At 72.0% G+C, this 12077-nt stretch carries 10 protein-coding genes; 5 read left to right on the forward strand and 5 right to left on the reverse strand.

Going from position 1 to position 12077, the window contains the following annotated elements; genetic code table 11:
• Positions 1–116 precede the first annotated feature (116 nt).
• Both BKI49_RS00680 and glgB read left to right on the forward strand, forming a co-directional pair.
• Entirely contained in the window at positions 117–1496 is a 1380-nt protein-coding gene (locus BKI49_RS00680; RefSeq protein ID WP_095932157.1) for a maltokinase N-terminal cap-like domain-containing protein, read from the forward strand.
• A complete protein-coding gene (glgB, locus tag BKI49_RS00685) occupies positions 1493–3751 on the forward strand; it encodes a 1,4-alpha-glucan branching enzyme (protein WP_095932158.1) in 2259 nt (752 codons plus the stop codon). Before BKI49_RS00680 ends, glgB begins: the two co-directional genes overlap by 4 nt.
• A gap of 39 nt (positions 3752–3790) precedes the next feature.
• On the opposite strand, the gene BKI49_RS00690 is transcribed toward glgB, so the two are convergent.
• Positions 3791–5215: a M1 family metallopeptidase gene (locus tag BKI49_RS00690; RefSeq protein ID WP_095932159.1), complete on the reverse strand. Its 1425-nt coding sequence runs from the start codon at positions 5213–5215 to the stop codon at positions 3791–3793.
• Positions 5216–5475: 260 nt separating this feature from the next.
• Between BKI49_RS00690 and BKI49_RS00695 the strand changes: the two genes are divergently transcribed.
• Both BKI49_RS00695 and BKI49_RS00700 read left to right on the forward strand, forming a co-directional pair.
• Positions 5476–6375: a Gfo/Idh/MocA family protein gene (locus tag BKI49_RS00695; RefSeq protein WP_095932160.1), complete on the forward strand. Its 900-nt coding sequence runs from the start codon at positions 5476–5478 to the stop codon at positions 6373–6375.
• 157 nt (positions 6376–6532) lie between these two features.
• Entirely contained in the window at positions 6533–7516 is a 984-nt protein-coding gene (locus BKI49_RS00700; RefSeq protein WP_095932161.1) for an ATP-dependent DNA ligase, read from the forward strand.
• Between the two features lie 40 nt (positions 7517–7556).
• Here the strand turns inward: BKI49_RS00700 and BKI49_RS00705 are convergent, their stop codons facing one another.
• From BKI49_RS00705 to BKI49_RS00720, 4 genes are all read right to left on the reverse strand, one after another.
• Positions 7557–7925 (reverse strand): DUF6479 family protein, encoded by a 369-nt coding sequence (locus tag BKI49_RS00705; protein WP_095932162.1) that lies wholly within the window; start codon positions 7923–7925, stop codon positions 7557–7559.
• A gap of 168 nt (positions 7926–8093) precedes the next feature.
• Entirely contained in the window at positions 8094–8912 is an 819-nt protein-coding gene (locus BKI49_RS00710) for a methyltransferase domain-containing protein (RefSeq protein ID WP_095932380.1), read from the reverse strand.
• 37 nt (positions 8913–8949) lie between these two features.
• Positions 8950–10260 (reverse strand): MFS transporter, encoded by a 1311-nt coding sequence (locus tag BKI49_RS00715; protein ID WP_257004563.1) that lies wholly within the window; start codon positions 10258–10260, stop codon positions 8950–8952.
• Positions 10261–10363: 103 nt separating this feature from the next.
• The gene (locus tag BKI49_RS00720) at positions 10364–10975 is read right to left on the reverse strand and encodes a LysE/ArgO family amino acid transporter (protein ID WP_095932164.1); all 612 of its coding nucleotides are present in this window, start codon (positions 10973–10975) and stop codon (positions 10364–10366) included.
• Between the two features lie 66 nt (positions 10976–11041).
• On the opposite strand from BKI49_RS00720, the gene BKI49_RS00725 reads away from it, so the two are divergent.
• A complete protein-coding gene (locus BKI49_RS00725; protein WP_095932165.1) occupies positions 11042–11956 on the forward strand; it encodes a LysR family transcriptional regulator ArgP in 915 nt (304 codons plus the stop codon).
• Positions 11957–12077: the final 121 nt, after the last annotated feature.

A 12077-nucleotide genomic window follows, 5' to 3' on the forward strand; every position in this document is an offset into this window, starting at 1 on the left:
TCACGGCTTCTACTGGTTCCGGCTTCGTCCCGGGATGGCCCCCGTCACCGCCAGGCGATCTTGAAAGCCCACTGCCGTGCCCCACAGCCCGCCCGCCCCTGAAAGGACGTGTCGCCATGGCGAAGACCGCGCTGCACCGTCCGAGCGGCCAAGGTCCCGCTCCGCTGCTGACCTCGCTCGCCGGGCTGCTGCGTGAGTGGCTCCCCCGGCAGCGCTGGTTCGCGGGCAAGGGCAGGCCCGTCACCGATCTGACCCTGGTGTCGTCGACCGAGCTGTACCCGGGGTGCCTGCATCTGCTGGTCCGAACGGAGTTCCTCGACTCCCGCTCCCCCGGGGGTGCCGGCACTCCCCCGGCCGACGACTGCTACCAACTCCTGCTCGGCATACGGAAGGTCGTGCCGCCGCGGCTCGCCCATGCCGTCATCGGCCGGGCGAGCGCGGGTCCGCTCTCCGGCCTCATGGTGTACGACGCGCTGCACGACACCCGGGCCGCCGGACTGCTGCTGGAGCGCCTGCGCCGGCCCGGCACCGCGGGTCCGCTGCGTTTCGAGCGCGACATACGGGTGACAGTGCCGACCGGTCTCGCTCCCCGGCTGCTGGACGCCGAGCAGTCCAACTCGTCCCTGGTGTACGGGGACTCGTTCATCCTGAAGGTGTTCCGCCGCATCCAGCCCGGCATCAACCCGGACCTGGAGGTGCCGTGTGCGCTGGCCCGGCAGGGCTGCACGCGGGTCCCCGCTCCCGCCGCGTGGTTCCGGACCTCGCAGCCGCAGGAGGCGACACTCGGCGTCCTCCAGCCGTTCCTGCCCGGGGCCACCGACGGCTGGAGCCTCGCCCTCGAATCCCTCGCCGCGGACCGCGAGTTCACCGACGAGGCCTACGAACTGGGGCGCGCCACCGCCGAGGTGCATCTCGCCCTGGCCTCGGCCCTGCCCGTCGACGCACCGAGCCCGCCCCGCAACAGACGTCTCGCGGAGGCGATGCGCGAACGACTCGATGCCGCCGTCCACTCGGTGCCCGAACTCCGGCCGTACGCGCCCGGACTGCGCTCCGCGTTCGACGCGCTCGCGTCCCTCGACTCGGGCGTCCGGCCCGCGCAGCGGATCCATGGCGACCTCCACCTCGGCCAGGTGCTCCGCGCCGGGCAGCGGTGGTCCGTGATCGACTTCGAGGGCGAGCCGGCCCGTCCGCTCGCCGAGCGCCGCCGCCTCCAGTCCCCCGTTCGCGACGTCGCGGGAATGCTGCGATCCTTCGACTACGCCGCCCGGTCCCGCCAGCCCTGGCGGCCCGAGTGGGCGGAACGCTGCCGCGAGGCCTACTGCGCGGGCTACGCCGCCGAGGCGGAGTGGGATCCCCGCGAGGAACCCGAGCTGCTCCGCGCCTACGAGACGGACCGAGCCGTGTACGAGGTGCTGTACGAGGCGCGACACCGCCCCGACTGGCTGCCCGTGCCGATGGCCGCGGTCGGCCGCCTCGCCTCTGCCGAGGTCCGATGACCAGTTGTCCTACCCGTTCCCCTTCCCCCGAGGAGGCTGAAGTCGTGACAGCCCGCATCGCACCGGCCGGCGTACGGCCGGCCGCTTCCGCCCCGATGGACGCGCCGGACCGCGCGCGTCTGCTGTCGGGTGCCCACCACGACCCGCACGCACTGCTGGGCGCCCATCTCGTCCCGGACGGCGTCGTGTTCCGGGCGCTGCGCCCGTTCGCGCAGTCCGTGGCCGTGGTGGTGGACGGGCTGCGCACCGAACTGGAGAACACGGGCGACGGGATCTTCTCGGGCGTCCTGCCGCTCGACGCGATCCCCGCCTACACGCTGTCGGTGACGTACGACGGCACCCCGTTCGAGACGCAGGACCCCTATCGCTTCCTGCCCACGCTGGGCGAACTCGACCTGCACCTGATCAGCGAGGGCCGGCACGAGGAGCTGTGGCGGGCCCTGGGCGCGCACCCCATGACGGTCGACGGTGTGAGCGGCACCCGCTTCACCGTGTGGGCGCCGAACGCGCAGGGGGTCAGGGTCTGCGGCGACTTCTGCCACTGGGACACCAACGCCGGCTTCCCGATGCGGTCGCTCGGCTCCAGCGGGATCTGGGAGGTGTTCCTCCCCGGAATGGGCGAAGGCGCCCGGTACAAGTTCGACATCACCCGCCCCGACGGGACCCGCACCCTGCGCGCGGACCCGATGGCCCGGCGCACCGAGACGCCCCCGGCCACGGCCTCCATCGTGACGGAGTCGGACTACGAGTGGAACGACGCCGAATGGATGGCGGGGCGGGCGAAGTGCCCGGTGCACGTGACGCCGTTCTCCGTGTACGAGGTGCACCTGCCGTCCTGGCGCGCGGGCCTCGGCTACCGCCAGCTCGCCGAGCAGCTCCCCGCCTACATATCGGACCTGGGCTTCAGCCACGTGCAGTTCATGCCGCTCGCCGAGCACCCGTTCGGCGGATCGTGGGGCTACCAGGTGACCGGCTTCTACGCCCCCACGGCACGCCTGGGCACCCCCGACGACTTCAAGTACCTCGTCGACGCCCTGCACCGGGCCGGCATCGGCGTCCTGATGGACTGGGTACCCGCACACTTCCCCCGCGACGACTGGGCCCTCGCCGAATTCGACGGAACCGCGCTCTACGAGCACGCCGACCCGCGGCGCGCCGCCCACCCCGACTGGGGCACCCTCGAGTTCGACTACGGACGGCACGAGGTCCGCAACTTCCTCGTCGCCAACGCCGTGTACTGGTGCGAGGAGTTCCACATCGACGGCCTGCGCGTCGACGCGGTCGCCTCCATGCTCTATCTCGACTACTCCCGCGAACCCGGGCAGTGGGTCCCCAACGAGCACGGCGGACGCGAAGACCTCGACGCGGTCGCCTTCCTCCAGGAGATGAACGCCACCGTCTACCGCCGCAACCCCGGCGTCGTCACCATCGCCGAGGAGTCGACCGCCTGGGACGGCGTCACCCGGCCGACGTCCGACGGGGGTCTCGGGTTCGGTCTGAAGTGGAACATGGGCTGGATGCACGACTCGCTGGAATACATCCAGCGCGAGCCGATCCACCGCAAGTACCACCACAACGAGATGACCTTCTCGATGGTGTACGCCTACAGCGAGAACTACGTCCTGCCCATCTCGCACGACGAGGTCGTCCACGGCAAGGGCTCACTGGTCTCCAAGATGCCCGGAGACTGGTGGCAGCAGCGGGCCACCGTGCGCGCCTACCTCGGCTTCATGTGGGCCCATCCCGGCAAGCAACTCCTGTTCATGGGGCAGGAGTTCGCCCAGGGCGCCGAATGGTCCGAGGCGCACGGCCCCGACTGGTGGCTCCTCGACCCCGCCTACCCCGCCGAGCCCGACCACCGCGGTGTCCGCGACCTCGTCCGCGAGCTCAACACCGTCCACCGGCGTGAACCCGCGCTCTGGCAGCGCGACACCGACCCCTCCGGGTTCAGCTGGATCACCGCCGACGCCGCGGACGACAACGTGCTCGCCTTCATCCGGTACGACGCCGACGGCACCCCCCTGCTCGCCGTCTCGCACTTCTCCCCCGCCGTGCGGCACGGCTACCGCATCGGCGTCCCCGAGGACATCCCTGCCTGGCAGGAGATCCTCAACACCGACCACGCGCGCTACGGCGGCAGCGGCATCCACGCCTCCCACCCCGTCAAGACCGAGTCCGAGCCGTCACACGGACGTCCCACCAGCATCGAGCTGACCCTGCCGCCCCTCGCCACCGTCTGGCTCCGCCCCGCCTGAGGACCGCCCCACGGAGCGGAGCCGCGGTCGCGGCGAGGTTCAGGACGAGGACGGCTTGCCCGCGGTCTCCAGCCAGGTGTGGAACAGGTGCCCGAGGTCCTTGCCGGACTCCCGCTCGCAGAGGCGGACGAACTGGGCCGTGGTGCCGTGACCGTCACGGTGCCCGGCGGCCCAGTTCCGCAGGATGCGGAAGAAGGCACGGTCACCGACGGCGGTACGCACCTTGTGCAGGGTCATGGCGCCGCGCGCGTACACGGGCGTGTCGAAGATGTGCGCGCCGCTGCCGGGGTCGCCGGGCGGGAACGCCCACAGATCGCTGTCGGCGGGACTGGCGTACAGGGAGTCGAACGTCTTCTGCGCGCTCCTGCCGCCGTGCTGCTCGGTGTAGAGCCACTCGGCGTACGTGGCGAAGCCCTCGTTGAGCCAGATGTCCTTCCACCGGGTGAGGGAGACCGAGTCCCCGAACCACTGGTGGGCGCTCTCGTGGACGAGGGTGCCCAGGTCGGGCGCGGAGTCGTACACGGGCCGCGTCTGGGTCTCCAGCGCGTAGCCGACCTGGGGTGCCCGGTCGACGATGGCGCCGGCGGCGCGGAACGGGTAGCGCCCGAACACCTCGCTCTCCCAGGCCAGTACCGACGGCAGCTTCTTCAGGACCGGCGCGGCGGCGGTCGCCTCACGGGGGTCGACGGCGTTGTAGACCCGGAGCCCGTCCCGGGTGGTGTACTGCTCGACCTTGAACTTCCCCACGGTCGCCGTCGCCAGGTAGGCGGCCATCGGTTCGGACTGGCGCCAGCGGAAGGTGGTCCGGTCGTGGGAGGTACGCTGCCCGCGCAGGAGGCCGTTCGCGACGGCGGTGTAGCCCTTCGGGACGGTGAGGGTGAAGTCGTACGACGCCTTGTCGGTGGGGTGGCTGTTCGCGGGGTACCAGGTCATGGCTCCCTGGGGTTCACCGGCCACGAACGCGCCGTCGTCGGTGGGGATCCAGCCGTCGAGGGAGCCATCGGGGTCGGTGACCGGTTTCGGCGTACCGGAGTAGGTGACGGTCACCTTGAACTCCTGCCCCTCGCACAGGGCGTGCCGGGGTGTGACGACGAGTTCCTGGCCGTCACGGCGAAAGGCGGCCTTGACGTGGTCGACGGTGACGCCGGTGACCTTCAGCCCCTTGAGGTCGAGGTCGAAGCGGGTCAGGCGCTGTGTCGCACGAGCGGTGACGACCGCCTTGCCGTCCAGGTGACGGCTGTGCGGGTCGTAGCCGAGGGTCAGGTCGTAGTGACGGACGTCGTAGCCGCCGTTGCCCGCGAGGGGAAAGTACGGATCTCCGGCACCGTCCCGGCCGACGGTCCCCGCGGCGGCCGGTCCGGCCGCCGCGAGCAGGGCCGCCACGGCGACGGGGACGGTGGCGACAACGGCTTCCCGGCGAAGGACTGTTGAGCGTCTTGCGGCCTGCTGCGGGCGTGGCGTCACGTTCGCTCCTTCGGGTCGACGGTGATCACTCGCGCGCACAGCCTATGAGTCTCCTCGGCAGCCATCCCCCTCAATCAGGTCAAGTTACGGGCGGGCGTGGGGCCGGCGGGTGCGGAGGTCGTGGCCCCGGCGACGGCGGGCTCTGGCCGGAATGCGGGACGGCGTGGTGAAGTGTGCTCGTCAGGCGGTTCGACGGCCCTGGTCCTGACGGGTCGTCGGCTCGTCGGGACGACCCGCACCGCACAGCAGAGGAGCTCCTCGTGACCGCAAGCGCACACGACTGGCCGCACGCACCCGTCTCGGTCGGGCTGGTCGGCGCGGGGCCATGGGCACGCATGGTCCACGCGCGCGTGCTCGCCGCCGGGCCCGAGACGCGGCTGACCTCGGTGTGGGCCCGGCGTCCCGAGGCCGCGCGGGAGACGGCCGCACCCTACGGGGCCGCCGTCGCGGGGACGTTCGAGGAACTGCTCGACACCTGTGAGGCCGTCGCCTTCTCGGTTCCGCCCGACGTGCAGGCGGAACTGGCGCTGCGGGCGGCGAAGGCGGGCAAGGCCCTGCTGCTGGAGAAGCCCCTGGCCCTCGATCTGCCCGCGGCGCGGGAGCTCGTGGACGCCATCGACAGCGCGGGGGTCGTCTCCCAGCTCGTCCTGTCGAACCGCTATCACCCGGAGACCCGGCGGTTCCTGGCAAAGGCCCGGAAGCTGGACGTCTCCGGGGCGCGGGCGTGCTGTGTGGGCGGCGCCTTCCTGGGCGGGGACTTCGCGACCCCGTGGCGCCTGGAACACGGGGCGCTCCTGGACATCGGGCCGCACATCCTCGATCTGCTGGACGCGGCCCTCGGTCCGGTCCTTCGCGTGCGTGCCACCGGGGACCCCCGCCGGTGGGTCGAGCTCACCTGCGAACACGAAGGGGGCGCGGTCAGCCAGGCCTCGCTGTCCGGTTCGGTCGAGGTCGAGCGGGGCATCACGCGGATCGAGTTGTTCGGCCGGCATCCCGAGCTGGTCTTCGACGGCTCGGCGCTCGACCACGAGGAGTCCTGGCCCGTGCTGCGCCGCGAGTTCGCCACGGCCGTACGGACGGGACGATCCGGCGAACTCGACGCGCACCGCGGGCTGCGTCTGCAGACCTTGATGGCACAGGCGCTGGAGGCGGGCCGGTAGCGGAGGCCGGCGGCACGGTCGGCCGTCGGCGCGGCCGAGCCGGCGGCACCGTACGCAGAAGGGACCGGCGGGCGCGGGAGGCGGAGGAGGGCCGCCGTTCAGGCGAAACGGCAGCCGCCCGAGCGTGCGCCGCGCGAGGCCTGTCGAGAACACAGCTGTGAGACTGCCGCTGATCGCTCCCATGCTCGCCACGCCCGGCACGCTCCCGGCCAGGGGCCAGGACATGCGCTGGGCGTACGAGACGAAGCAGGACGGCCAGCGCGCCGTGGTCTATCTGCCCGGGGACGGCAGTCTGGTGTTGCGTGCCCGGTCCGGTGAGGACATCACCGCCGCGTACCCGGAGCTGCGTCCGCTGGGTGACGCTCTGGGGGGAACACCGGCGATCCTGGACGGCGAGATCCTCGTCCTGGACGAGCGCGGGCGTGGCGACTTCCAGTTGCTCCAGTCCCGTATGGGGCTCGCCGGATCACCGGGCAAGGCCGCTCGCCGTGCCGCGCAGGCGCCCGCGCACCTCGTACTGTTCGACGTCATGCACCTCTCGGGGGACCTGACCCGACTGCCCTACGCGCGACGGCGCGAGGAACTGGACGGGCTCGCTCTCGCCGGACCGTTCTGGTCCACGCCGGTCGCGCTCGTCGGCCACGGCGAGGCGGCCCTGCGGGCGACTCGGGAGAACGGTCTGGAGGGGCTGATGTGCAAGCGGCTGGACTCCGTGTACGAGCCCGGGGTGCGCTCACGCTCCTGGATCAAGATCCGCAACATGAGGACCGAGGACGTCCTCGTCGGCGGCTGGGCACCGGGCAAGGGGCGGCTGGCCGGGCTTCCGGGTGCCGTACTGGTGGGACAGCGCGACGCGGAGGGCGCGTTGCGCTACGTGGGGAACGTGGGAACCGGCTGGAACGAGACCGAGCGCGCCGAGCTGGCCCGGCTGCTGCGGGCCGCCGCGACGGACCACTGCCCCTTCACCCCGGTGCCGCGGGTGACCGGGGCGCACTGGGTGGTGCCACGGCTGGTGGGCGAGGTCCGCTACAGCACCCGCACCCGGGCCGGTCTGCTGCGGCAGCCGTCCTGGCTGCGGCTGCGCCCCGACCTGGCTCCGGAGGACTCGGCGGCCGACCTCCCTCACGACAGACGGACATGACCGCCCGACGGGGCGGTCATGTCCACTGCGCGTGGCCCGTTCAGGTCCTGCCGGGGCCGCCGCTTCCGAAGGAACCGCTGGATCCGGGAACCCAGCGTTTGCGATGCTGATCGTCGGCGTGTTTGCTGCCCGCGGCGTGGAGGTTGTACGGCATCAGCCGTTCGCTCTCGTCCACGGCGTGCGGGACCTCGTCGGGTTCCCGCATCTCCCGGATCTCGTGGACCGCCCCCTCGGCGGGCAGCTTGGGCTGCTCCTCGGGGGTGGGCGGGTCCAGCTCCTCGCGCCGCACGCTGATGCCCATCCGGACGGCCCAGACGAGCGCACCTGCGATGACGAGACCACCCACGAAGGCGGCGATCGCGTTCACCGCGGAACTGGCTGCGATCACTTCATAGGTCGCGGTGTTCATGTTGCTCGTGTACCCCCAATGCCAGGGGAAACTGCGGTACCTCCGTCAACGACGGTCATACCATTGTATTCCGGTTTGATTCGGACGATATGCCTATTCAAACCGGACGCCATGACCACCGCTCGCTCCGATACGCCGACCGGGTCACACGGGGCGGTGCGTCGCGGTTCACCGGGGGCGGTGCGCCACCGCCCCGAACATGGTCACGGACATGTGCAGGGCCCCCTGCCCGGCGGCCTCGGTGAGGTCCTCGTACAGGCGGTCGCGCTGCACCTCGGTGACGAGGCCGCGACGTACGGCGGACTCGCCCAGCATGCGGATGAGCGGCCAGGCGACCGTGGTGTGGTCCTGGAGCAGTGCCTGCGAACCCCGGTCGTCGACCACCAGCCCGGCCGCCGCCAGCCGGCCCACGAGCTTGCGTCCCGAGTACGGGTCGGCCGCCGCCGAGAGCGCGCCGGAGGTGACGGCCGCGACGGTCTCCGGGTCCCCCGGGTGCAGGATCGTGGTCGCCCAGTCGGTGTCGAGCAGGGCCACCCGCCCGCCGGGGCGCAGGACACGGGCGATCTCGACGACGGCCTTCTCCGGTTCGAGGAGGTGCTGGAGCACGCGCTCGCACCACACCACGTCGATCGAGGCGTCGGGGACGGGCAGGGAGAGCGCGTCGCCGTCCATGAAGCGGGCCCGGCCGCCCGGTTCCGTGCGCTGCTCGGCCACCGCGCGCAGCCCCGGGTTGGGCTCGATGCCGAGTGCCGCGCCGCCGGGCGCCGCGGCGGCCGCCAGGTGCCGGGTCTGCGAACCGGTGCCGGAGCCGATGTCGAGCGCCCGCTCCCCCGGCCGTACGTCCAGTGCCGTGTGCGCCCAGGCGCGCAGTCGGCGGACGCCGTCATTGGCGTCCTGCGCGTCGAGCGCCCCCACCAGCCGGTCGACGCCCGACGGGGCACCGATGTTCGGCGCGTGGAACTGCGATGTAGGTCGTGTCGCCCCCATGGCGATCACTCTAGAGCCACCCCGGCCCCCTGGGGCGTCAGATCGTGTAACGCCTCAGGGCGGGGGTCACGGCGGCCAGGCCCAGCACGGCGGCGATCACCAGCAGACCGCCGCCCGCGACCGCGGCGCGCGGTCCGAAGAGCGAGCCGACGGTGCCGTGCAGGACGTCGGCCAGACGCGGCCCGCCCACGACGACGACCGTGAAGACGCCCTGCATCCGCCCGCGCATCTCGTCGGTCGCGGCGGACAGCAGGATCGCGCCGCGGAAGACCATGGAGACCATGTCGGCGATCCCGGCCGCGGCGAGGAACGCCACCGCCACCCACAGACTGGTGCTGAGTCCGAACCCGGTGATGGCGGCTCCCCAGGCCGCGACCGCGACGATCACCATGAGGCCGTGCCGCCGGGCGCGGGAGAAGGTGCCCGACATCAGGCCCCCGATCACGGCACCGATGGGGATCGCCGCGAACAGCAGACCGAGCGCGAGCCCTTCGCCGTACGGCGCGTAGGTCTGCGCGGCGAGTTGCGGGAACAGCGCGCGGGGCATGCCGAAGACCATGGCGATGATGTCGGCGAGGAAGGACAGCAGCAGCACCTTGTGGACGGAGATGTAGCGGAACCCGGCGGCGACCTCGCGCCATCCCGCCCGCTTGGACGGCCCGTCGGTCAGGGGCGGCAGGGCGGGCAGCCGCACCACCGCCCACACGGTGACGCACAGGGCGAGGGCGTCGATCAGGTAGAGCTCGGGCAGGCCGATGACGGGGATGAGCGCGCCGGCGAGCAGCGGCCCGGCCACCAGGCCGGTCTGCATGACGGTGGAGCCGAGCGCGTTGGCCGCCGGCAGTTCCTCCGCCGGGACCAGCCGGGCGATGGAGGCGTTGCGCGCCGGGGAGTTCAGACCGAAGAACGCCTGCTGGAGGGCGAGCAGCACCATCAGGACGAGTACGGAGTCGAGTCCGCCGACCGCCTGCGCCCAGAACAGCAGTGAGGTGACGGCTATGCCGGTGTTGGTGACGAGGAGGAGCTTGCGCCGGTCCATGCTGTCCGCGATGGCGCCGCCCCACAGCGCGAAGACCACCAGCGGCAGCAGGCCGGCGAGGCTGGCGTAGCCCACCCAGGCCGAGGAGCCGGTGATGTCGTAGATCTGCTTGGGCACGGCGACCGCGGTGAGCTGGCTGCCCACCGCCGTGACGATGGTCGAGGACCACAGCCGGCGGTAGGCGGGGCGGCGCAGCGGCCGGGTGTCCATGGTCCACCGGCGCCATCCGCGCCGGTTCGGCGGCTGTGCCGCGGGGGCCTCCTCGTGTGTCCCGGGGCCGCTGTCCTTGCTGCTTTCGCTCGTGTCCACACTCGTCCTGATTGCTCGATACATCTTTCGCTTCAGGGATCACTATGGCCGAGCGGGAACGGTTCGTGTCCTCCGGGGGACGGAACGTTCACAGAGCCGGACCTCAGGCCCCGGCGATCAGGAGGCCACCGGTGGCGATCATCGTCGTGGCGACCAGGCCGTCCAGCACACGCCACGAAGCGGGCCGGGCCAGCCACCGGCCAAGCAGCCGGGCGCCGAAGCCGAGCGCGACGAACCAGCACAGGCTCGCCGTCGCCGCGCCCAGCCCGAACGTCCAGCGCAGCGGCCCGCGGTCGGCCGCGATGGAGCCGAGCAGGAACACGGTGTCGAGGTAGACGTGCGGGTTGAGCCAGGTCAGCGCCAGGCAGGCGAGCACGGCACGCCGTCGTGAGTCCGCCGGCGCGGCCGACGGCTGCAGGGCCGAGGGCCGCAGTGCCCTGCGTGCGGCGAGGAACCCGTAGACGAGGAGGAAGCCGCCACCGATCAGCCCGACCGCGGTGAGCGCGGCGGGCCACGCCACGACCACCGCGCCGACGCCTCCGACGCCCAGGGCGATGAGGACGGCGTCGGACAGCGCGCAGATGGCCACCACGGCGAGGACCGCGTCGCGGCGGATTCCCTGGCGCAGGACGAACGCGTTCTGGGCGCCGATGGCGACGATGAGCGAGAGACCGGTGCAGAAACCTGCGGTCGCGGCGGTGAGAGCGGCTGTCATGCCGTCGACGTTATGGAGCACATCGCCGGGAGTACAGCTAAAGATTCTTACGTAACATTAGCGCTCGTGATGACAGATCTGCCCGTGGACCAGGTGCGCACGCTGCTCGCCGTGGTCGACGAGGGCACCTTCGACGCGGCGGCCGCGGCGCTCCATGTGACGCCGTCGGCGGTCAGCCAGCGCGTCAAGGCGCTCGAACAGCGCACCGGCCGGGTGCTGCTGATGCGGACGAAGCCGGTGCGGCCCACGGAGTCCGGCGAGGTCGTCGTGCGTTTCGCCCGTCAGCTCGCCCGGCTGGAGCGCGACGCGCACGCGGCGCTCGGCATGGCCGGCCCCGGGGAGCCCACGCGCGTGTCGATCGCGGTGAACTCCGACTCACTGGCCACCTGGTTCCTCCCGGCACTCACCCGGGTTCCCGAGGACCTCCGCCTCTGCTTCGAACTACGCCGCGAGGACCAGGACCACACGGCCACACTGCTGCGCGAGGGGCTGGTCATGGCGGCCGTGACCTCCTCGCCGGACCCCGTGACGGGCTGTTCCGTGCGGGCCCTGGGCCGGATGCGCTATCTGCCGGTCGCGAGCCCCGGTCTCGCCGAACGGTGGCTGGGGACGGACACGCCGCTGCGCGACGTGATCGCCGAGATGCCCCTGGTGGTGTTCGACCGCAACGACGGCCTCCAGGACGAGTTCGTGCGCGCCCTGCGAGGTGGCGGCGCCGCGAGCGCGCTGCGGCACTTCATGCCCACGTCGGAGGGGTTCGTGGACGCCGTCGTGGCCGGAATGGGCTGGGGCATGGTGCCCGAGGCTCAGGCCGGACCACTGCTGCGCGCCGGGCGGCTGGTCCGCCTGGCGCCGCGCCGGATCGTCGACGTCCCCTTGTACTGGCAGCAGTGGAAGCTCGACTCCCCCGCGCTGGCGTCGGTGGCCGATGCCGTCGCCGCCGTCGCGGCCGAGACCCTCGTCACGCGGGACGGTCCCTGAATCACCTCCGGACGATTCCTGAATCACAAGGTGCCGGACGGCTCCTGAACATCCGGGTGAGCCGGTATGTTCGCGCTGGGCACGACCGGGCGCGTCCCTGACGAGGGGTGGCGCACGACCC

The organism is Streptomyces sp. Tue6028, assembly GCF_002300165.1.
GTDB classification, from domain to species: domain Bacteria; phylum Actinomycetota; class Actinomycetes; order Streptomycetales; family Streptomycetaceae; genus Streptomyces; species Streptomyces siamensis.

Excerpts from the sequence above, each read along its gene's own strand:
- BKI49_RS00705 (WP_095932162.1), bottom strand. The coding sequence starts at position 7,925 with ATGAACACCGCGACCTATGAAGTGATCGCAGCCAGTTCCGCGGTGAAC.
- glgB (WP_095932158.1), top strand. The coding sequence starts at position 1,493 with ATGACCAGTTGTCCTACCCGTTCCCCTTCCCCCGAGGAGGCTGAAGTC.
- BKI49_RS00680 (WP_095932157.1), top strand. The coding sequence starts at position 117 with ATGGCGAAGACCGCGCTGCACCGTCCGAGCGGCCAAGGTCCCGCTCCG.
- BKI49_RS00710 (WP_095932380.1), bottom strand. The coding sequence starts at position 8,912 with ATGGGGGCGACACGACCTACATCGCAGTTCCACGCGCCGAACATCGGT.
- BKI49_RS00720 (WP_095932164.1), bottom strand. The coding sequence starts at position 10,975 with ATGACAGCCGCTCTCACCGCCGCGACCGCAGGTTTCTGCACCGGTCTC.